Below are 23,013 nucleotides of genomic sequence, written 5' to 3'. Positions count from 1 at the left end.
AATAAGAAATAAAGTTCCATTCACAACTATCATTTTACAAAATCCGTATCGTTATATTGGATTTGCAACTTCTTCAGTTCCGCCTGCATATCAGCCAATACTTCACTATAAGTAGGATCATTGATTACATTATGCATCTCGGCAGGGTCTTTTTCCAAGTCATAAAGTTCCCATGCATCAATGTCATTGTAGAAGTGAATCAATTTATAACGGTCTGTACGTACTCCATAATGACACTTCACCATGTGTTCGGCGGGGTATTCATAAAAATGATAATATAATGATTTACGCCAGTCCGCAGGCTTCTTCCCTTTCAATAAAGGCAACAAAGACTCGCCTTGAATATCTTCGGGTACTTTTACACCGGCCAGTTCCAGGAAAGTAGGTGCATAGTCTATATTCTGTACCATTTCAGTGATATCACCTTTCCTGTCAAATCCTTTCGGCAAACGCATGATGAGTGGGGTACGCATAGATTCTTCGTACATAAAGCGTTTGTCAAACCATCCGTGCTCTCCCATATAAAATCCTTGGTCGGATGTATAGACGACTAATGTATTATCCAGTAACCCGTTTTCTTTCAGATAATCGAGCACACGCCCTACATTATCATCCAAGGATTTGACAGTTTTCATATAGTCGCGCATATAACGTTGGAATTTCCAGTTTGCCAACTCCTTTCCTTGCGGATTCTTCTGATAAAAATCATCAATCACAGGACCGTAAAATGCATCCCATGCTGCACGCTGTCCTTCGTCCATACGTCCGATAAAGCTTTCATACAATGATTTCAAACGGGATTCCTTGTCAGGACGGAGCATCTTCAGATCATATATCATATCCATATCTTTCACAATACTCATCTCCTGAGCTGCGGCAGCTTCACGTCCGTTATAATCGTCAAAGAAATTATCGGGTAAAGCAAATTCTTTATCTTCATATAAAGCCAGGTTACAGGTATCCGCCATCCAATTACGATGAATAGCCTTATGATGAATAAGCAGACAGAATGGTTTTTCTTTATCGCGCTTATTTTCCATCCAGTCTATGGCATCATCGGTAATCAGATTAGTGATATACCCATGTTTCTGAATGGTATCATTGGTTTGTGTGATGAAATCCGGATTATAATAATCACCCTGTCCGGGAACAATCTCCCAATAAGTAAAGCCTGTCGGCAAACTTTCCAAATGCCATTTCCCGATTAATGCAGTCTGATAACCCGCCTTCTGCAATAGTTTCGGAAAGGTTTGCTGTGATGAATCAAATACACAGGTAGAATTATCATAAAATTTATTCTCACAACTATGTTTACCCGTAAGCATACAAGCACGGCTAGGGCCACTCAGAGAGTTTGCGACAAAACTGTTTGTAAAACGTACCCCGTCGTTAGCAATCCGATCCAAGTTGGGCGTATCCATATAACGTTTGTCATAGCAACTCATCATCTGAGCCGTATGATCGTCCGTCATAATATAGACAATATTCAAAGGTTTTTCTGTTACCGGCTCCGTACAGCCGGTCAGAGCGGATATCGCCAATATTCCGCCATAAATCAATTTGTTTTGATGTTCCATTAATGGTAATGACTTAAAGTTTAAAAATAAGTTGATCCTTTGTCGCCAAACAAAGGTCCTCTCTACTTATATGGCAATCGGGAAAGGAATGTTCCTAAAGAAATAAAATATTTTTTTATAAAGTTTGAAAGCTTATCATCACACTCTTTCATTTGGATAAATCGCATCCGATCTTCTCAAATGGAAGCTGGGGGAATCCATTGATCCGCTGATAAATGAGCGCATCGTCCTTAAATCCCTTCAACGGATCAGCAGCATCCACAAACCCCGGATCCAAACCGGTAGCCCAATTGTTATACAATTCCAACCACTCGGTACGTCCGCGTACTACATTTCCAATCTTATAGAATAAATTTCCTTCTATCACATTGCCTTTCGGATAAGAGGTGTCATTGTCCCAATATTCAGCGAGCAAAGGATAGACCGTACTGTAAGGAGGATTTTTATAATTGACTGTTTGCAAACGCTGATCAATTATCGCACCTTTCTCTATCATGAATTTGCCCCAGCCCTGCATACGCGCATCTATATGAATGGCAACAGGAGAATCTATAAATATATTATGCCGGTAATGATTATTATGCCCTCCACCGATAAGTACCGGCAAAGACCCTGCTTTGTAATAAATATTACCATAAACTTCTGCTCCACAAGCTCCGTCATCATGATAAGTAGCCGTTACACGATGACGCGGACTCAACTCATGAAAATAACAATAGCGGATAACATTTCCCTGTTCCGAAGGATCACGACCATAATAAACAGCTCCCTGATCATCGACTTCAGAACACACGTTCGTTATGTCACACAGTTCTATCACATGGTTATTTCCATGAAACAGGATCGCCATACTGGGTGCATTATAGATATCACATTTAGAGATACGGTTGCCCACACCATCCATCCATATTCCGGGACGATAGGATTTCTCAATCCGGTTATAATCATGTATCCGGCAATTCTCCACATAATTTCCGGCAGGAGTCAATGAGGCTCTGTCTCCTCCTCCCAAACTGATACCTCCGGCACCCACATTATAAATATAGCAATCCACGACTCCGTTTTCCGTTCCTCCTTCCCGATTGAACAGGATGTTCTGATAAACTGTTCCCATCAAATCGCCCACAACACGCGAAGCAGGGCTACCTCCCGATTCGTGTCCTCTCTGGTTGCCAGCCTTCAACGTTCCCTTTCCGATGGATACGCCCACTCCACCCATATTGCGTATAATGCAATTCTTAATCAAAGCACGATGAGTATTCTCCATATAGACACCGATATGCCTGCCATACTCAAAAGTGATGCCTTGCACCTTCACATCCTTACAATGCTCAATCGCCATCAACGGACTTTCCAATAAGGAAACACTCCAATTTTCCATCTTTCCGGCAGGCGGATATACATACATCTTCCCTCTCCCGGCATCAATCACATATTCGCCCGGCACATCCAGTTCCTCCAGCAGGTTCAAGGCAAACCATTGACGCCAAGGCGCACCTGTCATAAATCCATATACCGTATGCTGCCTCGTATGAATCATTTTATGTATCGTGTCGATACTTTCCACACAAATCATGTCATCGGCATAACCGTGCGCAAAGTATCCGCTTATCCACATATTCTCTACCGATTTCCAACCCGAAGGGCGCTCTTCCTGATATCCGAATACAGGGAAAGGAGCTTCTTTTCCTTCCTTAGCCACCCCCGATTCCTGTATTTTTCCAATCATAACCGTAGAGTCATTCGGCCAACGGGCAATTCGCAGAGGCTGACCATCCACAAATACTTCTGTCCATGCCACCTGACTGGGCCGTCCAAAACCTGTAGCGTGCAGCCCCACCAACTCCATCCGGTTTTTCTTGAAGTCGATTTCTCTTATCAGACTTCTGACTTGCGGTTGCAACCGGTCTAATACCGCTTGCTCCTTTACCGGTTTCAGACTATTCCTTGTAACAGACTTTCCTCCCGAGATAGTTACAGTTTCATCTTGATAAGGGTGAATGAAGACATGGTCACGGTTCACCTCCAATGTGGCGTCTATCTCATAAGTTCCCCCACGAAGCATCACCTCCACTTGCTGACCGGCAGTTATCTCTTTCATCTTTCCAAGGGCCGCCCCGATGGTCTTCAGAGGGTGGGACAAAGTGCCGGCATTCCGGTCATCTCCTTTCGGCGACACATACAAAACACCATTTCCGTCAGCATAGCAGCCTATTGCATTGATCAATAAGAACGCCACCAGCAACCAATTCGTTCTTTTCATAAATTCTTTTTGATTTTATAATTTCCGTATATGTTTCCGAAGCTCAATCAACAGATCCACATCTTTCTGACGCATCTTTCCTTCCCGGTTCGGCGGAAGGTTTAAAATCAAGATATTGTCCTGAGCCGTTGCCCGTTGGTACAGCTTGACCAATTCATCTATTGACTTATATTCTTTATCAGTAGTATGATAGAACCAACGCTTGCTTAAACATACGGTTGATTCAAAAGGCATATAATACCGTTTTCCGTTGTGAGTAAACACTTTGGGATCCGGATTAGCAGGCAGAAGCGGATCGCCCAAGCGGAAGTCACTGGGAAAATAACGGATAGGATCACCTTCCTTCTGTTCTTCCGGAATAATTTTATATGATTTCTCCGGCGCATTCGGATTATGGGGATCCGCATCCTCGCCTATCGTCCAGTTAATTCCGATCTGGCATTGCGGCTCACGGCTTTTGATGGTTCTGTATATACCTTCTACCGGCCAGCGATAACCGGGTTTCACCCAACTTCCATCAAACCAGAACTCCACTATTTTAGTATATTTTTCCGTGATGTCCATCAGCTCGTCCAACTGCTTCAACATGTATGTATTGTACTCCCTGTCCGACTCCACATTGTCAACATCCGCATTGACTTTCCTGTCCCACAACGAGTAATACAGTCCCAGCTTCATGCCCTGTTTCTTACATTCCCTAGCTACGGCTTCAATCACATTCGTTTTATTTCCCGAACTCGCCACGTCATAATCAGTATACTTACTGTCCCAAAGACAAAAGCCCTCATGATGTTTTGCCACCAGAATGATATACTTCATACCGGCATCTTTCGCTGTCTTCACCCATTGACGGGCGTCAATCTCCGTAGGGGCATAAGTTTCCACCGGGAAAGACCCGTCCGACCATTCCACATCATGGAACGTATTGATACCAAAATGAATGAACATACCATACTTGCGCTTGATCTGATCTTTCTGGTATTTTGAAGGTTTCTCAGAAGGTATCGCAGTTGAAATACCCGGTTGCGCCTGTGCAATTTCCAACGAACACAAAAACAAAGATAACAATAACAGTTTTTTCATATTGATTTATTTTTAGAATAAGTCTTGCTTTTTATCTCCATTCATCCGATCTATACACACCGATGACAGTGTAACCTCATATCTTATCCCCCACCTTGCGCACATTGCTTTTGGACCGGAAACGGAATAGAGATTATAGTCCATATCCACTTTGCTTTCAATAACAGCAAAACAAAAGGTCTTTTATTTAATGGCAATCGTGCGGGAGATACTCCTAAACCAAGGAATCTCTTTATTGTAAACTTTCCGCATAATTTAACGAATAAAGTTCTCTTTTTTACGAACTTTCAGGAAAGGACTTCTGTTATACATTCCCTGTATACGCAGAGCCTATCCATTACCAAAAGTCGGAAAAGATAGAGATTGACAGAAATTTACTTCCGGAAAAAACAATTCTGAAAATGGCGAATAGATTCATAAGGTACGTTTTTTAAAAGCCTGATGAGCTACAAATATACAACATAAAGAAGTGTTTGTCAAAAGGGGCGGAATACGATAACGGAACTTGGCACAAGTTATGACGAATCTTGGTACAGGACACAGTGCATCTCAGTGCAAGTTGCAGTGGAACTTGATACACTATACATATGTATAAACTTATACGTATGTAACATGACAGACCACATATTACTAATGTTACCGGATATGTTACTCTTTTCATTTACTAGAAAAGAACCGGTCCTTTTTTTTAAATGTCCTTATGTTTTTGGTAAACGCCAGCACCTTTTTCAAAAAGGTCAGCATGTTTCATGAACCAGCCCGGCTGGTCTGGCGGACAAGCCTATCATGTCCGACAAACTAACCAAACCGGTTCATCACACTACCCCCTCACTATGCAGGTGTTCACTCTTCTCCTTTCATTCTGTCATCTCAGTTAAAACACACTAGTTATCAACTTATTAATAGCAAGAAAATCTCCCCTCATTTCTGTTTCAGCTGTAGATTCTTCTCCTTTCACAGGAAAGAATGGAGATGCAAGGTGAAGGAAGATAACAGGAAGTTTCAAGGGTAAATGAAGAAGGAAAGAAGAGTATCTACCCCAAAAAACTGCCACCATTCCTGTAAAACCACAATAAAAATTGAAGCCTAAAAGATGGTGGCAGCACTTAACTCTGTTACAGACGTTTTTAACCCACAAAAGAAACGGAACAATATAACAAAGTACTTTACGAAGTGACGGAACAGATCATCGTTTCATTTTATTTTTCATAATATACATCAACATATACCGGACAATGATCCGAAGCAACATGATCCTCTATCCTACCTTTCCGTCTGACTGCAAATTTTCCTTTTTTCTTCTCATATCCATAAATATAATCAATGCACTCCCCATTGCAAGTTATCCAACGGTCATCGGTCAAAACCTTAAAATATTTCCGAATATTTTTCTGAGTTAAAGAAGAAGGTACAGAATTCATGTCACCTGCCATAAAAACAGGCTTTTCTTTAGAAAACACCTCCTTCAGTATAACCTCTATTGATTTTATCTGATCAGCAGCAGTCAAAGAAAAATGAGTAGCGAGAAAAATATATTTCTCAAACTCCACGACCAACAACGTTCGGGCTTCTTCTCTTCCCGGAAGAGATACATTCCTGACATTCAACGGTTTTTCTTTCGACATGACACCAATACCATATTTACCACCACCGTAACTGATAGCAGGTCCGAATACATAATTCATCCCTGTTACACTGGCTATTTCTTCCAACACATTTACAGGACTACGATGAGTTATACTATCCAGTTCCTGCAAAGCAACGACATCGGGATTCACATCGGATATAACATTGGCTATACGTGCATAGTCCACTTTTCCATCCATTCCTATTCCATTGTGTATATTATAAGACATAATGCGCAAGCTGTCACCATGGGCAGAAGAAGCATGTAATTCAACCCCAACGATCAAGAATAACAAACATAAAATTAATTTTTTCATTTCTCCAATCATTCAGTTTTTAGAGGATATCCCCTGAGTCATATTAAAGTTATTTTTGCAATCTTATGGAAGCCATCTTCTTAAACAATTCCAGTTTCTGAAGAGATAATAAAGCTTTCTTGCGCCATTCCTTGTCACCATACACTCCGGCCTCGGAATAGTTGAATGGTTTAAATCCTATTTTACGGATATTTTTTCGTGAAACTAACGTATAGTCGTCATTCTTCACATCCTTAAACAAAGGATCGAGCATAACAGAGTGAGGCTCCTTCATCTTCTTCCATTCCGCAAAGCTCTTATCCATCATAGTAATGGGAGTGGAATCTGTGCGCCAATATAAATTATAATCCATATCCACATTTGCCTTATCCCAAGTTCTGACCAAAGTCTCCCCTTTATCATGCAAGATGATATTATGCTTAAAATGTAAGGAAAGATGTGGTTCCGCACGCGTCAACTGCACTTGATGATAAAAGCCGAACGCTAATATATTATTCTCTATCTTGTTATTTTTCCCATAATGCTGATGAAAACCGCCACTCTTGCAACGAAGCACCAGATTATTACTCATTTCCACTCCTGTGGAACCTTCATCAGTGTATAGTCCCCAGCCTCCGTAATCATAGGACAACACATCTGTTATCACGTTGTTGCAAACCTTGGTTCCTTCAGACTCGCCCAAGGTGTAGACAGCTCCCATGTCCGATAGCTCTCCCCATCCGATGTGATGGATGCGGTTATACATAATGATATTGTGCACGGAAGGGCTATGCTTCTTCATCATCACAGTTTCCATCTCTCCCTTTTCATTCAATACAGGAATCGGTGAAGCCGAATCTTCATTATATCCCCATACCCATCCTACGGAAACACCGGAATAAAGGATGTCGAAAATATCATTATGGGTCACTTGGTTGTCACTGGTATGAAACAAAGCAACTCCTACTCCGCAGGGTTGTTCGTGTCCAGCATCGGTGACAATATTGTTATTGATGACATTGCCGCTGGTCACTTTACGCGTAGTGGCTCTCAAATAAGGTTCGCCTATTTTAATGCCACCTGCGCCCAAATCGGCGATGTAGCAATGCTCGATTCTATTCTGGTGGCACTCCCGTCCGAAGCTGATGCCATATGCACCGGTATGAAGCATCTCGCAATCCTCAAAAATGATGTTTTCCGCAAAATCAAACTGGATGGCCGCCTCTGTGCCTGCTGCTGCTTGCATCGGCTCTTCGCCCTCGAAGGGAACCATGTAAGAAGAATATTGGAACGACAATCCCTTGAATTTTATGTTCTTCACAGGATTCTCCGGTTCTCCCTTCACCGAAATCCATTGATGCAGTACCGGAGCGACGCAAAACGCTGTATTCATATCCTCTCCTTCACGAGGCATATAATAGAGATAGCCGGTTTCACGGTCCAGAAACCACTCACCTGCCATATCCAGCGCCGCCTTGTAGTCATACATAAAGTAGCGGGAACCTTTAAGAATCTGGTTCCACGGCTTCATGCCCCTTCCTTCCATATAGATGCGGGCAGAGTCCACCTCCACATATTTCGGGTTCTTGCGCGTAATGTCCCATTTGTGGTAGAAACGAAACTTGATGTTTTTCAGTTCCTTTCTGGAAAGTCCTTTCATTGATTCCCAGTCGGAATACTCAAAATCAATCTGCTGGACAGCATAGTTAGCAAGGCTGCCCCCCTTGACAATCGGGGTTTCTTTGGACGACTTTACAAAAAACCAGTCCACGTTGGGAGTACGAGCCAAAATAGCACGCTGCCCGTTCACATAAAACTGCTCAAAGTTAAATCCATACCTTAACACCTCCGGGATATAAGCTTTATACAACCCGTTCTCACATTTTTGCCATCCCTTTATGCAAAGACCTCCCATGAAACGCGGCTTCTCCTTCCCTTGCGATTTGATAACCACAGGACGGGAAGAAGGCGTCTCAATAGAAAGAGGGGCTTCCATGTAATAATCACCGGAAGCCACCTGCACAAACAAGGTGTCAGCCGACCCGTCAGAAGAGAGTTTCCCTTCAAGTGCTTTGTTCAAAGAGTAGAAAGGAGAAGTGGCGGTACCATCCCCTTGACTATCATTACCATTACTAGATATATAAACAATATTCTGACCGCCCTTGGCTGACTGTGTTTTCTCGTAGGAACCATACGCCGAAACAGACGACAATCCACATACGGAAAAGAAAATTGCAAACACAAAACTTGTATATTTCATTCTATCTTATTTTTTAAGATGCCGGTATCTCAAACGGCTTTATCATTTAAATTATTACCAAACTTGATAAGGTGCTCCCTTTATCGTCAACAGAGAAGATACGCCTGCCGCATAGTTGGGCTGTCCTCCCCCTACGAACAGAGTCACCTGACCGTTCTTTTCCACCAAATTGCCGTCAGTTTCCGTCAGAGCCAACTCCTCAGGCGTCAACGTAAAAGAAACACTGGTGGACTCTCCTCGTTTCAGATGAATCCGCTTGAAACCTTTCAATGCACAAAGAGGAATTTGCTTCCTGCCGTCCTGGGGATGCACGACATAAAGTTGCACCACCTCATCGCCGTCACAATCTCCCGTATTGGAAACGGTAACAGTGACCCGGGCTGTATCACCGGTATGAGTTTCATCCACACATTGCACATCCGAATAGGCGAAAGTGGTATAACTCAAGCCATATCCAAACGGATAACGCGGTTCCCCTTTAAAGTAGCGGTAAGTACGTCCAAGCATCGAATAGTTCTCGAAAGGAGGCAAATCATTGTCACTTTTATAGGTTGTCAACGGCATGCGTCCTGCCGGATTGCAATGCCCAAAGAGCACATCGACAATGGCATCTCCCGCTGCTTGTCCGCCATACCATGCCTGAAGCAACGCATCGGCATTCTGGCTTTCCCACTCAAAACTCATTACCGAGCCCGACATATTGACTATAATCAAAGGACGTCCGGTTTTCTTCAGTTTTTTCAACAGCTCAATCTGCACCAAGGGAAGCTGCATAGTGGTGCGGTCTCCGCTGGCAAACCCTCCATAGCCTGCTGCTCCGGCATCTCCGGCTTCACCTTCATAATCGGCACTTATACCACTCACAAAAACAATAACGTCCGACTGCGCGGCTTTATGAGCTACTTGTACGAATGACGGAGCATCCTTCAGTTTATCCACGATACCTACTCCCGGCAAATAATTAATTTTAATCTTATCGCCCAAGCGTCGCTTCAGACTCATATAAGGAGTAACGATTTCAGAAGGAGTCCCGAAATAATTAGCCAGCTGGGTCTGCCCGTTATCGGCATTGGGCCCAATCAAGGCTATGCTCTTTATCTTTGAAGCATCAAGAGGCAAAATGTGATTCTTATTCTCCAACAAGACGATAGATTCCTTAGCCATGCGCTCCGCATGTTGCTTATGCGCTTCGCATTCCAAGACTTCCCGTCCGATGGAGCTGTAGGGCACTCGTTCTGCCGGGTCGAACATACCTATCTTAAATAGGATAGTAAAGAGACGGCTTAAAGATACGTTAATATCCCTTTCCGAGTGCAGCCCTTTCTTTACACCCTCTGCCAGCAAATGATACAAATTGCCACATTCCAGGTCGGTACCGGCAAGCAGGGCATCGCTCATTGCTATTGTATGCTCGGGGTGCGTCTTATGGAACTCGGCAAAGTCTTTCAATGCCCAACAATCGGATGTGACATATCCGTCGAAATGCCACTGGTTGCGCAGAATATCCACCAGCAAGGGGTCATTGCCGCAACAAGGCTGACCGTTCAGCCGATTGTAAGCGCACATCACCCCGTGTACCTTTGCTTTCGTAACCAGTTCGCGGAAAGCCGGCATGTAGGTATCCCACAAATCAAAGACAGAGGGGCGAGCATCGAATGAATGGCGATTGTATTCGGGACCGCTATGCACTGCATAATGCTTGGCGCAGGCTACCGATTTCAAATAATGCGGATCCTCTCCCTCCAAGCCGCGTACAATTGCCGCGCCCATCTTGGCGGTAAGATAAGGGTCTTCTCCATACGTTTCCTGTCCGCGTCCCCAACGGGGATCGCGGAAGATATTGATGTTTGGAGTCCAGTAAGTCAATCCGCGATACCGCGTACCGGTCTTACCCGCTTTCCAATCTTCATTAAAAAGCGCACGTCCTTCCGTAGAGGTAATATCCCCCATCTTTTGCAAGGCTTCTGTATCAAAGGTAGCCGCCATGCCGATGGCCTGCGGAAAGACAGTAACCTTCTCCAACGTGCGCGCCACGCCGTGCAATGCCTCGTTCCACCAGTCATACGCCGGTATGCCCAAACGTGGAATAGCCGGAGAATGATGCTGCATCAACAGTACTTTCTCCTCCAGCGTCAATCGTGCTACAAGATCCTTCACACGCACCTCCAAGGGCAAATCAGCATTCCTGAAAGGGAGATTTTCCACCTGCGCCTGCGCCCCAAAAGACCAAAAGCATAACACGAAATAAAGTGAAATCTTCTTCATATTGGTTTCTTCATTAAATCCTTCCTTATTTTTTCAATCCGCGTTCCGCTTGAAAGGCAAAATGCCTCAAGTACTTTTCATCCGGTCCGGCTTCACGGATAACTTTCTGCACATCAATCGACAGCCTCTTCGGTTTGGGAGCCGTCCAACTGAAAGAGGCAGGAACGTTTGCCGTCTCAGCTGGCACTATCGCCCGATTGGCTATATACAGTTTCTGTATGCCATTACGCAATGAATTGGAACTGATAGGCGCTATCTCCAGCTTGCCCTTTCCCGGAGTACGTTTCTTGTCAACGGTCTTTTCGCCCACCAGTTCATCGTTGAAGTAGAAGCGGAACGTCTTGCCGTCATAGCTGAAGGCAACCGTATTCTCCTTATCATCCTCCACCACATTACCCGAAGCTATCTCATACAGGTTGTCGTTGCCTCCGCCTATGTTCAAGTAGGCTACAGCCTGCTTTCCCTGAATGAGCATACCATAGAATCCATCCGTACCGAACGAGCCGTTTTTCCGTACAATCCAACGCTGCTCCTTCCGCCCCGACAAATTGAGGAACGTGCTGATCGGATGAAAACAAGCGTGTACGGTCAGCTGTTCGGCGTCCATACCCGGACGATTGTCGAAGACTGGTCTGGGAGTGTTCATGTCGAAATTATTATTTTCCCAAGTCTGCAATTCCGCCGATGAACTTCTGCCAAAGCTGGCAACCTTACCGCTTACCTTGCCCACCACCGTGTTCTTTATCGTGATTTTCGAACTGCACTCATCAAATCCCATCGCGTCTACCACGCCATAGACTCCCTCACCTTTGTATATCTGGTCAATGTAGTTACCATCATATACCGAACCTTCGCAATCGCCCAATGAATAAATGCCCGCAGCATCACCCAGCGTCTGTGCCACATGGTGTATGTAGTTATGGGCGATGTAATTGTTCTTGGTGTAATTCGGGTCAAAAGCCCAGGTCCATCCCATGCTCACGCCGCTGTAGCTTACATAAGATATTTCGTTTTTCAGAATCTTGTTATTGGAAGTCTGAGCCATCCATACGCCAACGGCAGCAGGATGAACATGTCCAAGGCTGGTAATCAAGCAATTGCTTATCACATTATCGCGAGGGACGTCACGTTCCGGCACACCGGCTTCCTTAACCTGGCGGATATCAAAGCCAATGTATATGCCTCCCGCACCGGTATCAGAGATTTCACAACCATTCAGTTTTATGCCACGGCATCCCTTGGCTATGGCTACGCCGATAGCTCCCAAATGACGCATGCCGCACTGTCCGAACGTAATATTATCAGCATATTCAAAATGTAAAGAGGCACCTGCCGTAGGTGCTGCCTGTGCGCCCGTAAATCCCGGTCGAATATCCGAAGGGAAATAGGGAATGCTTTTCTGGATTTCTGCCGGCCAGTTGGGAGCAATGTCATACAGCCCCATCCGATAAGAGGTATATTGGAAATCAATGTTTTCAAACTGCACATTCGCTATCGGATACTGGGCGGTACCCTCGAAATCCACAATGCGTTCCAACCGGGGAGCATGGATATTCATCTCTTTGGGATTTTCCCCCTCATTGGTCAGCAGGTGCAACTTGCCGCTTTTCCTGTCAAGAAACCACTCCCCCGCTTCATCCAAAGCCTCACGTATGTTTTCAATCCTGTAACGCATATTCTGTCCGAAATTTCCTACAGGATAGCGACAAGGAGAGGTGAAATAGACTTCATTTTTAAGCGTATCTATCGACAAGATGGATTGCCAGGAACACTCCCAACTATGGAAGGTCAATATCTCGGCGTTCTGCCAATCGTCCCAATAACGAACGTCATCGCCTGTATACGCAAAACCACAACGTGATAACCAGAATTTTGCTTCCTTTTCAGAATCACCCAATACACGATTGGCTTTTCCTATAATGGAAAGCCCACCTTTTGTTCTGAAGAATCCTTCATTAGGGGTACGTGCACGTACCAAACGTTTATGCCCGGAAAATAATTGTCGGAAATACCAATTTCCATTTTTCACTTCTGGTAATTCTGCCACCCAGTGGTTCGATTCTATTTCCACCCAATCCGTAATGTGCCTGCCGCCGCTCAATACGACGTCTCCTTTTCCCCACGAACGGAATGTCACCATTCCATCATTTCCGGAGTTCTGCTCGGAAGTCATCCGCAACGGAGCCTCCAGTTCATACAATCCAGGGGCAATACATACATTTACCGGATCGATATTCCCGCTTGCACGCAACTCTTTGAGTTTTTCCGTCACCTGCTGAAGGGAAACGAACGGATTGTTCTTACTGCCATCTCCCTGTCCTGAAACCTGTTGGGATACATATACATCAATGGTCTTAGCTGAACTTCCTAAAAAAAGCCCCAACATACAACCAAATCCCAAAAACCTTTTGATATTCATTTTGCAATATAGTTTATACGTTATTACTCCATCAACGCCGTTACGCACCAAAGGTAGGGTGCCTGCCCATGATAATCGCCGGTTATGCGGGGACGGTCGTAATAATACTGCTTGTCATTCTTCTTATTGGTGCCCACACATACTTCAGTCACATCGCCCTGCTCATTGATATAAGGGACAAGTGCCAACCACGCTTTTCGCGCAATCGGGGCATATTCTTTCTTGGGGAGCCATCCTTGCTTCACACCGGTAATAATGGCATAAGCAAACATTGCCGAGCCTGAAGTTTCCGGCCAGCAGTCCGGCTGGTCCACCAGCTGGTTCCACATTCCGTTTTCTCCTTGATACTCTTTCAAGCTATTCATCATCGTCAAATATCCCTTCAAAATACGTTTACGCTCTGGATTGTTTTTGGGAAGCGCTTTCAACAATTCCGTCATGCCAGCTGCCATCCAGCCGTTTCCGCGTGCCCAATAGAAAGGAACGTCTGGGGCGTGATAAAACAATCCGTTCTCGCATTGCAATTCATCTAGATAATAAACCATCTCCTTTGCCGCCCGATTAATATATTCCTTGTTTCCTGTCACCCGGTATGCCTGGCTCTGTACAATAGTAATCATAAACATATCGTCAATCCAAAGGCGGGTCTGCCAAGAAAAGCCTTTTTGCGCCCATTTCTTTTCTCGGTCACTGGCGTCAGCTGGCAATTGCCATTGCGTGTCGGCATAAGGCATTCCCAAATCATAATATTTCTGATTCTTAGTGATTCGGTAAAATTCCAAAGGCAAACAACCGAACATGTTCAAATCGACATGGTTCTTAATCGGGAGATACACCTTCTCCTCCGTGAACAAAGGTTCAAAACGCTTCTCCAACATTCCGATCAGTTCATCATCACCGGCTACCTGGGCATAGCGCAAAGCCCCCAGCCACGTACAAACTTCGGCATAATGAATCCATTTGCCATCATGCAGAAAGTGTTTGCCCGGTATGAAGTGGCGGCCCAACTTGGCACCAATCTCTTTCGGGACATATCCTTCGGGAAAATTCTTCAAATTCAAATCTCCGTTACCTTTTGCAAAACTTTTCCCTCCAACAACCAACGCCAAAAGCAAGCATAAAACATATTTCATATTTTCATTTGTTTGATATAAATTTATAAAAGATACAACTATTACTTTTTCTCGTAAAAGATGGGCAAAGGCGGTGCGTCAACCGGCTTATTGCTACGAGGCAATTCCTCGGGCGCCACCCCTCCCAATTTAGACCGATAGATCTTCAATCCTCTGACAGGCGCATTCCAAAGGCTTACTAAAGTTCCTTCGCATCCACGATCAGGCATCATCTGCGCATGCACTTCCATGTATTGGTCGAACAGCAACAAGGCACGATTACAAATCTCCTGCGCACGTAGCTGTTCCGCTTCCGAAACCGTTCCATCCTCTTCCTTACGAATGGTCTGTATCTCAACAGCCTCTTCGAAAGCCTGCAAATAGATAACCGAACAGAGAATCCGATTACCGATGAACGACAGATAACGAAAGGCTTCACTCGACTTATCGAGCGGTTTAATCAAGTCGGACAGGACTTTTCCCGCTTCCAGATAGTAATCATGCGCAGCTTTTATCTGTTCCTTTCTCATCCACGTGTACGAACCTCCCGCACGCCAGGCTCCCATCCAGCAGAAGCCAATATTCCCCAAGTGTTTCTTGGCATAACTATCTCCTTCATTCACCATTGTCATTACACTGTCATACCTTTCCACATCTTCGATGCCCAATCTTGCCGCATACTCCTGATAGAAAAAATAGGAAGAGAGCTTCCCTTTCAATGTTGACTCCGCGGCATAACGCGCCGATGTTCGGTTCTCTGCCGTCCGCCAGTGGTTATACAACAAAGAGCCATGCTGTTCACCGGGCAGCATTTGCTCGATATATCCCATCAGACGTGCATTGCCCTCAACCGAGTTTTGATACAGGTACATCAATCCGTCAAACTCTATCCAGGAGTATAGTTCCGTATGACGCATATCCTCCGGAGTGTGGATGACGTCCATGACAGCCTGTGCCGTTCCCTCGCTTCCATGCGAAGGCATCAGACAGATAGGAGTCTCCGGCAAAGCCAGACGTGCCAACCGGTACCCCCCTTTCGTATAATCCGTGATGGAAGAATAGATACCTAATTTCAATTCCGGTCCATCGTGCTTCTCTGCCTGCAACTTCTCTATAGTCTTCACAATGATACCTACCTGCTTATACAAGGCATTCAAGTCAGACTGTTGGGAACGAATGGGAGCACATACCGTAGAATCATTGGCAATGTCCTCCGGGAAATATTCATTCAGTGTGTTTCTTACCTCCTCTTCCGTGCAACGCGGTCCCCATCCTCCGGTTTCTTCCGTTATCATCTCCAAGGCATTCAGTCGGGGATAGCTTCTCAGGATGTCTTCGGTGGTTTGCACAGTTTGTTCAATGGTTGCGTAGCGAGGCTCGAAAGAGTATTGCACATAGAATCCCAAATCAGCGGCATAGTTTATCAGCTTCTGCATCCAAGCCACTGCAAATCGGCTACGCTCGGCAGGATTGGAAAAGAGGGGTTCGGCACCCGGTATACAAAAAATGCTGTCATTTCTCGACACGTTCTTTTTCAACCGTTCGTTGTCATACATGTAATGCACATTTCCATAGAAGAAATTACCGGCAAGCGCCAAGCTGTCTCCTATTTGCGTTTCGTACCACTGACCCGGATAGCTGTGAATCACCAGTTTGTTAAAACGCATACGCAGCAAAGAGTTCAGATACTCCTTGGCATCTTCTATCTTATAAGAAGAAATGTCCATCGGGAAATTCACATGTTGGCGGATTCCTCTCCAACGCACTTTGGGAGTTACCATTTTGCTCTCTATCTGTGAAAGTTTCTTCTTCACCCCAGGCTTGGAAACGCCGGTCACATCAAACGTATAGCCCAGTTCCTCAAGCAGCGTATAGAAACCGTGCGCAGCTCCCAGTTCATCTCCGCCTATCAGGCATATCCGGTTCTCTTCCACCCGATAACCAAACGATCCATCCTCCAGCGTGGAGTCCACACACAAGACGTAGTTCACCTTCTCTGCTCCGGGTATCTCTTTCAGATACAGCTTCATATCTTTTTCCACCAACTTCGTAGTAACGGAAGGTTCAAAGCCTTCGCATTCCACTTTCATGCCACCGCAGCTTGCCAACAACAACCAGCAAGCCAAGAACGGAAGTAAAATAAAAGTATAATTAAAACGTTTCATTCTATTCATGGTATATTAATTTGTTTTTCTTTTCCGAACCGACTACCGTCATCTTCAGACCTTGTTTATCTGTAACCAATACAATGTCCGCTGGCGATTTTATTTTTAGGATTGACTTCCCGTCACGGAACAACTCATCGAAAGCACCGCAAGCCAAACGTTTGATTGTCCCTGTTTCATCAATATCCAACGCCACCATTCCCTGATACTTGCCAGTGTACACATGATTACCCACCCGGATAGAGAACTCAGTGCGGGAGTCGTTTTTCAACGAAAGATAATCCGTCACAACCACGGCACCGTCCGCACAACGGTTCCCTTCAACATAGCCGTTGGGAAGAATCCCCAACTTAGCCACATTCTCCAGCGAGAAACGGGTTGCCACAGCCTTTCCTGCCACCTCCTTTTGCCACTCACTGAGGTCATTCGCATAAAAGTCATTTTGCGCTTCCCCTTCTAACAGCAACTTACCTCCGGCATTGACATAACGTCTGATGAAATCGGCGGTTTTGGGCTTGATATACTGAGGGTTCAGCAAAACGACCGCCTCAAAGACATGTCCGTTCATCATGGGTTTGTACTCGTGGTTCAGTGTCAGTACATCGTTCTCTATCAAATCAGTCGGCACCAAGGCATTCAGATAGCCCGCCTTCCACATTTCCTGCACTTTCTCCTGAAACTGCAAGGTGTTGTTAATGTCATACCTGCCCCGTTTCCCGTAATCAGGATACCAGTTTGCCAACGCCTCCATGCCGGCAATAACCAAAATACGGCAGTCGGCGTATGTAGCGTTGAAATGGTTCAGCAGTTTCGCCATGCGCTCCACTTTCCATATAGTAGGAGCCACTTCGGAAGATTCCAAAGAGACTCCCCATGCACCTTTGTCATTGATGGCATGGTAGTGCGTCCGTATGCCATATTGTAAATCCGTCAAAGCTTTGCTTGCGAAAATATCCAAATTTCTGTGATAATACATGTTGTACATCACATTCTGTGTATTCGCCATGCCGATTCCCATCTGTATGGCAGTGGCGATGTTTTCATCGCTATGCCCATAGTCGCGGGGCAACGTCCACCAATTGATGCCGGTAGACCAGATTTCATCCTCATCAAACGCATTATGGAAGGTATTGTGCAGTCCCAAGAAAACGTCCGTGCCATAGAGTTTTTTGGCAAAACGCGCCAAGGCTCTTTCCGCTCTCAAAGGTCCATGCCTCATCACATCCATATAAAAGTTCTTCGCCTTTATCTTCTCGGTGTCATTTCCCTCGGGCGAATAGCGCATCTGGAACAAATCTTCATCCAGATTCCGGTTGTATTGGTGGCGATATTGTTCCTTCATTGCCAACGAATAATGACGGATGCGGAACGTTTCGTCGTCCTTCATCATGAAGCCAGGCTGTACAGCCATGTAGCCGAACTCGTCGAAACCGATTCCTTTGAATGGGATGTCCGAATAGGCTTTCAACACCCGGTAATAGCTGTCAAGCGTGTAATCGGCAAACAGAGTCGGCCATTCATAATAAATTTCCGACATCACATACACATCGTAGCCCGCCAGTTCCTCGCCAGCGTTAATCTCTATCTGGAACCTATCCACGTCTCCTTTCTGCACACAGCAGCGGGTGATTTCGTGAAGAGAACCGGGTTTGTAGGTATCCGTGCCACATTTCTGGAAAGCGTAGGCACGCAACAGTTCCTGTTTGAACGGCTTTACCGTTCGGACATGATGCGGCTTGTTGCTGCACACGGCAGTACCGTTGGCATTCAGTCTGGTTTCCGTTTCCACAATCGTGCGACTGCAATTCTCCTCCGTATAGTTTCGTGCATGCCAGACTTGCAGCCCGATGCCGATGTTCAAGCTGTCTGCTTTCGCCACTAGGCGTTCAAACACCGGATGCATGGTTTCTACATCATAAAAATCTACGCCGTTGCGCGCCGTCAGAAAAATTAAGGTGTAAGGAGTGGTCCGGGCATACTCTTCCAATTGCTTCAAGTAAACATCCCCCTCCAGTGTTTCGGGAGTGATGAACCAATACCCTACCAAAGGATGTCGGGTATTGGCAAGTTCCGACGTATAGATCACTTCCATCTCTTGTACCGTGGCAAACACAGGCAGTATGGAACAGAAAATCAAGCAACTCAGTAGTGCTTTGGCATATCTCAATAGAACCATTGGCTTACTGATTTAATCGGTTTTTCAGTCGGTTTTACAGGTACTTCGACGGACAATCTGCCCCATGAAACCTGCAACATTCCCTCGGAAAGAATCGACTTGGTATCCTTTATGGCTACCTCATCTACCTTGCTTCCTACTGACAAAGCCAATGCATAGACAGCCTGGTCTATCTTTGTCAAATCAAAATCCTTCTCCTCACCAGCATAAATCACATAATCTATCCAGGCATTCTTCTCGTCTTTCCCTTGTTCCCAATGTCCTTTCCAAGAACCGAACCGGGCCTCAAGCAACTGAATGGCTATTTGCACCCCCTCCACTTCCAAGGTAAAAGCATCGTTGTCGCAGGAAGGCAGCTGGATGCAAGTCTCCCGGCAATTACCCAACTCAAAACGAAGCCGCAGGTCGCTCGCCTTGAATTTGCCCTCCTCAATGCGTCCGATGGTAATGTGCTTGTCTCCTCCATCCGTTCCGAAGTCCATCACAGCCACCACCTTGTTCTGTTGTTGCTGTGTGTGCATATATACGGTGCTGAAATCGAAAAAGTCGTGCAGGAAACGCACTTGCAGGTAGTGCGGCCAGTCCACCGTTCCCCAGTATGCAGTTAATGGGCGACGCTGATTCCACATACTGGAACGTGAAGCCGTGGAAAGCACGTATTCATCTGTAAGATAAGTATATCCTTTTATTTGAGGTTCGTTATATTCGAAGACATCTATTTCCGTTCTCGGATATTCTGGCTCCAAGAAGTAAGGAAGCAGATGTTCGGGGATGTGGTGAGTGGACTTTACGTCTGCACGCGGCTTGCCGCAACCCAAATCGATTTTTCCATCGGAAGCCTTTTTCAAGATGTCATAGAAGGAAGCATCAGTTAAGGTGCTGTAAGAGCGGCTATTTGGACCTACCCATTGTCCAGAGGGCTTGTGATAATGACGTGCAATCATTTCCCACCCCATTTCATACAACTCATCAATCATCCTTTTAGCTTCCGGCTCTACTATATGACGCTGCATTCTGTTCAGTTCATCCAGTGCCACAATAGTATAGGTGGGACTGTTATATTCTGTAAAGCCTTTTTGTTCTTGTGTATATTGATAAAAAGTATATAAGCGTTCATTGGCATACTTTTTCATTTCGGGCAGGTCGAAGAGGTGGGACACCATGTAGGTGACGTAGGTTCCCATAATAGCAATGTTAGTGTAGCCCGGTTCACAATCTCTTTTTTGTACCGATCGGGCGGCAAGAATCAGTGCATTCTTCATTTTCTCCTGCAACTCGGCAGGCAGGCGATCTTGGTGTTCCATATAGATATCCAACAGACAAACGGCATTGAAGTCCGCCCAGTTATAGTCTATCGGCGTCTTTTTCGTTGCCAACGGCTCCTCCTCAAAATAGGGCCAAACACCGCAGGAAGGAGAATTAGGGTCTGTATCCTGCACGGATATGACCTTATCTACAATGTCGATGGCACGCTGTTCGTATTGCGGTTCCTGGCTATCGAACAAATCCACGGCATAGAACAGCGAAGCGCGAGTATCGTGGTAAGTGCCACTTTGGGCATCTGTGTGATAGTTCCATCCGTTCAGAACTTGGGTCAGCATGCAGCCTTCCGGGTCATATTTCGGGTCACACTCCCGGATTTTTTCAAGTAATATCTCTTTATCCGTCTGTGAAATTTCTAACGGACCATATTTTATATAGCCATCATTGTACTCTTTTCTTCCGGCACAGGCAGTCACGACAAGCATCAACAACAAACAAATGGCATTAGATTTTCTTTTCATACGATTCTGTTTTTAGAAAAGAAAGTGTGCCAAAACCGATTTCCACCACAGATTACCCGGATTGTCACAGATTATCCAACTCAACTATTCAATGTCTAAAAAAAAATCTGTGTCAATCTGTGCAAGCCGTGATGAGTTTTGACACACCGTCTTCCATCTTACACAAAAATTAGACTAATTACATTTTCGGAGTATCCCAACCCGGATTTTGGGTCAAGTTCGGATTCTTCAGGATTTCATCCGTCGGAATCGGGCTCAGATAATCGCGGTCTGCATTAAAGTGGTAAGTACCACCGTTCAGGCTAGTCTTCAACGGGTCTAGATAACCGTTTTCATCTACCGGTATGGGAATGTTCTTTTCAACTTCGTTGGCATAATCTTCCACGCACAGACGGAAACCTTTCGGACGTTCGCCCTCAAACAGCTTGTGTGCTCTCCAACGTTTCCAATCGTTGGTACGATAACCTTCACCTGCCAATTCCACACGACGTTCCTGACGTATAATAGCCAGTTCATCGGAAACGGGATAACCGTAGTCGGGCCAGTAATCCTCTACAGTAGGTTTCACCGATGTCAAGGTAGGCATGCCCACACGTTTGCGTAGCAGGTCGATATTGTCCGTCAGGTCAGGATAGGTTCCGTGCAACTCCACGTATGCCTCCGCATAGTTCAGCAACAGTTCGGCAACACGGAAGCTGATACCATCTACTAACGGGTCGGTCTGATTAACAATAGGAGCCTCCGGATTGTGGGATTTTTTAGGATGCCAGCCGGTAGTCGTAATACGTCCCATGTGCGAGAAGTTGATTTGTGGCAAAGCAAACAACGAGTCTACATAAGGAGGTGTAACCGTATTTAGCAAGTCGCCCGGAGTGAATACGCTCTGTCTGTAGCGGGAATCCAGCTTCTCAGCCAAATCATTCAGGTAAGCGACGCCTTTTCCCTTCACGGCGTCCTCGTCGGTAATGTCGATAGATTGTCCCTCTTTCGTCAGATAGCTCTGAATCAAGCTACGGGTATAGGCGCCACCATAGTATCCATACAGCCAGACCTGTGTATTCAGGTTATTCTTAATACCCAAATTGGCATTATAATCCTTGCTCAACGTTACCTCTTTAATATCGGAATAGTCAAAGCGGTTGAACAGGTTATAGTAGTCCTTGTCCGGGTTTCCGGTAGTATAGATATAATCTTCAAAGTTTCCGCAATCGTGCTTAAACTGTTCGTAAGCATCAATCACCTTCTGAAAATACTTGTTAGCATCCACATCTGAAGCCGAAGGAGTTCCTTTGTGATATTTAGCCCAAGTAGCTTCAAACAGAGCCACTCGTGACTTATAGATTAGTGCCGACTCCTTGTTCAAACGATTTACACCCACCGCCGAACGCAGTTTCAAGTGTTCCACCGCCTGATCTAGCATATTCATAATTGAATCGACGACTACCGAACGCTTGTCACGGGCCTTATACATATCCTCGTCCGTAGTATTAAGTTCAGATGAATACCAAGGTATGTCACCAAAATTAGCCACAAGTCCATGATATACCAATGCTCTCAAAAAACATGCTTCGCCATAAGTCTGTTCATAAGCGCTGAAAGGAGAAGTACACTTGGAGTAATTATCGAAAAACATATTAATTTCACGAACAGGTCCCCACTTCCAATTTCCTCCAGATGTAGGGGTGGTGTTATTTTCACCGTTCATCCATTTGTCATGAGTAAGTCGGTTCACCATATTATCTGAAGTTATATCAGCTACAAAATAACCCATTCCCCAGTCAGTGATAGCCCCGGGAAGCCATCCATATTTACCAACAATATAAGCATCTAAATGTTCAGGCGTTTTCCAAAATGTAGGTTGAGAAACTTGATCAAGTGGCTCTCTGTCTAAAAAATCATCACAGGCTATAAGTGTAGAAGAGGCCACGACCATCAATGCAAAATTCCGTATTATCTTATTATATTTCATATTTCAATTTTTTTACAT

Annotated in this window: 12 protein-coding genes; all 12 read right to left on the bottom strand. The window is 45.1% G+C overall.

Translation table 11 applies throughout. The features are described from left to right. Nucleotides 1-29: 29 nt before the first annotated feature. Nucleotides 30-1,577 carry a sulfatase gene (locus RE317_RS04250; protein WP_008669536.1) on the bottom strand — a complete coding sequence of 516 codons (1,548 nt, stop codon included), beginning with the start codon at nt 1,575-1,577 and terminating at the stop codon, nt 30-32. A 148-nt stretch (nt 1,578-1,725) separates the two neighbouring features. Beyond that, nucleotides 1,726-3,840, bottom strand: coding sequence for a right-handed parallel beta-helix repeat-containing protein (locus tag RE317_RS04245; protein ID WP_008669534.1), 2,115 nt, complete (start codon nt 3,838-3,840; stop codon nt 1,726-1,728). A 15-nt stretch (nt 3,841-3,855) separates the two neighbouring features. After that, nucleotides 3,856-4,923, bottom strand: a complete 1,068-nt coding sequence (locus tag RE317_RS04240) for an alpha-L-fucosidase (RefSeq protein ID WP_008669532.1) — start codon at nt 4,921-4,923, stop codon at nt 3,856-3,858. 1,199 nt (nt 4,924-6,122) lie between these two features. Further along, a complete protein-coding gene (locus RE317_RS04235) occupies nt 6,123-6,866 on the bottom strand; it encodes an endonuclease/exonuclease/phosphatase family protein (RefSeq protein ID WP_229531994.1) in 744 nt (247 codons plus the stop codon). Nucleotides 6,867-6,915: 49 nt separating this feature from the next. Continuing rightward, complete coding sequence (locus RE317_RS04230) at nt 6,916-9,105, bottom strand: right-handed parallel beta-helix repeat-containing protein (protein WP_008669530.1); 2,190 nt, start codon at nt 9,103-9,105, stop codon at nt 6,916-6,918. Nucleotides 9,106-9,159: 54 nt separating this feature from the next. Then, on the bottom strand, nt 9,160-11,370 hold the full coding sequence (locus RE317_RS04225; protein WP_008669528.1) for a glycoside hydrolase family 3 C-terminal domain-containing protein: 2,211 nt from the start codon (nt 11,368-11,370) through the stop codon (nt 9,160-9,162). A gap of 25 nt (nt 11,371-11,395) precedes the next feature. Beyond that, nucleotides 11,396-13,789: a right-handed parallel beta-helix repeat-containing protein gene (locus RE317_RS04220; protein WP_008669526.1), complete on the bottom strand. Its 2,394-nt coding sequence runs from the start codon at nt 13,787-13,789 to the stop codon at nt 11,396-11,398. Nucleotides 13,790-13,812: 23 nt separating this feature from the next. Further along, nucleotides 13,813-14,922, bottom strand: a complete 1,110-nt coding sequence (locus RE317_RS04215) for a glycoside hydrolase family 105 protein (RefSeq protein WP_008669523.1) — start codon at nt 14,920-14,922, stop codon at nt 13,813-13,815. 41 nt (nt 14,923-14,963) lie between these two features. Further along, entirely contained in the window at nt 14,964-17,075 is a 2,112-nt protein-coding gene (locus RE317_RS04210; RefSeq protein WP_008781832.1) for a hypothetical protein, read from the bottom strand. Next, nucleotides 17,068-19,242 (bottom strand): hypothetical protein, encoded by a 2,175-nt coding sequence (locus RE317_RS04205; RefSeq protein WP_008669519.1) that lies wholly within the window; start codon nt 19,240-19,242, stop codon nt 17,068-17,070. The genes RE317_RS04210 and RE317_RS04205 overlap by 8 nt, the downstream gene beginning before the upstream one ends. Continuing rightward, nucleotides 19,230-21,026, bottom strand: a complete 1,797-nt coding sequence (locus RE317_RS04200; RefSeq protein ID WP_008669517.1) for a hypothetical protein — start codon at nt 21,024-21,026, stop codon at nt 19,230-19,232. The genes RE317_RS04205 and RE317_RS04200 overlap by 13 nt, the downstream gene beginning before the upstream one ends. 178 nt (nt 21,027-21,204) lie before the next feature. Continuing rightward, complete coding sequence (locus RE317_RS04195) at nt 21,205-22,995, bottom strand: RagB/SusD family nutrient uptake outer membrane protein (protein ID WP_008669515.1); 1,791 nt, start codon at nt 22,993-22,995, stop codon at nt 21,205-21,207. Nucleotides 22,996-23,013: the final 18 nt, after the last annotated feature.

It is taken from the genome of Phocaeicola sp. GP0067, assembly GCF_031119655.1.
Lineage (GTDB): Bacteria > Bacteroidota > Bacteroidia > Bacteroidales > Bacteroidaceae > Phocaeicola > Phocaeicola vulgatus.
This window is presented reverse-complemented; position numbering and strand designations above follow the sequence as displayed.

Coding starts and splice junctions, on each gene's coding strand:
- RE317_RS04250 (WP_008669536.1), bottom strand. CDS start 1,577: ATGGAACATCAAAACAAATTGATTTATGGCGGAATATTGGCGATATCC.
- RE317_RS04245 (WP_008669534.1), bottom strand. CDS start 3,840: ATGAAAAGAACGAATTGGTTGCTGGTGGCGTTCTTATTGATCAATGCA.
- RE317_RS04240 (WP_008669532.1), bottom strand. CDS start 4,923: ATGAAAAAACTGTTATTGTTATCTTTGTTTTTGTGTTCGTTGGAAATT.
- RE317_RS04235 (WP_229531994.1), bottom strand. CDS start 6,866: ATGAAAAAATTAATTTTATGTTTGTTATTCTTGATCGTTGGGGTTGAA.
- RE317_RS04230 (WP_008669530.1), bottom strand. CDS start 9,105: ATGAAATATACAAGTTTTGTGTTTGCAATTTTCTTTTCCGTATGTGGA.
- RE317_RS04225 (WP_008669528.1), bottom strand. CDS start 11,370: ATGAAGAAGATTTCACTTTATTTCGTGTTATGCTTTTGGTCTTTTGGG.
- RE317_RS04220 (WP_008669526.1), bottom strand. CDS start 13,789: ATGAATATCAAAAGGTTTTTGGGATTTGGTTGTATGTTGGGGCTTTTT.
- RE317_RS04215 (WP_008669523.1), bottom strand. CDS start 14,922: ATGAAATATGTTTTATGCTTGCTTTTGGCGTTGGTTGTTGGAGGGAAA.
- RE317_RS04210 (WP_008781832.1), bottom strand. CDS start 17,075: ATGAATAGAATGAAACGTTTTAATTATACTTTTATTTTACTTCCGTTC.
- RE317_RS04205 (WP_008669519.1), bottom strand. CDS start 19,242: ATGGTTCTATTGAGATATGCCAAAGCACTACTGAGTTGCTTGATTTTC.
- RE317_RS04200 (WP_008669517.1), bottom strand. CDS start 21,026: ATGAAAAGAAAATCTAATGCCATTTGTTTGTTGTTGATGCTTGTCGTG.
- RE317_RS04195 (WP_008669515.1), bottom strand. CDS start 22,995: ATGAAATATAATAAGATAATACGGAATTTTGCATTGATGGTCGTGGCC.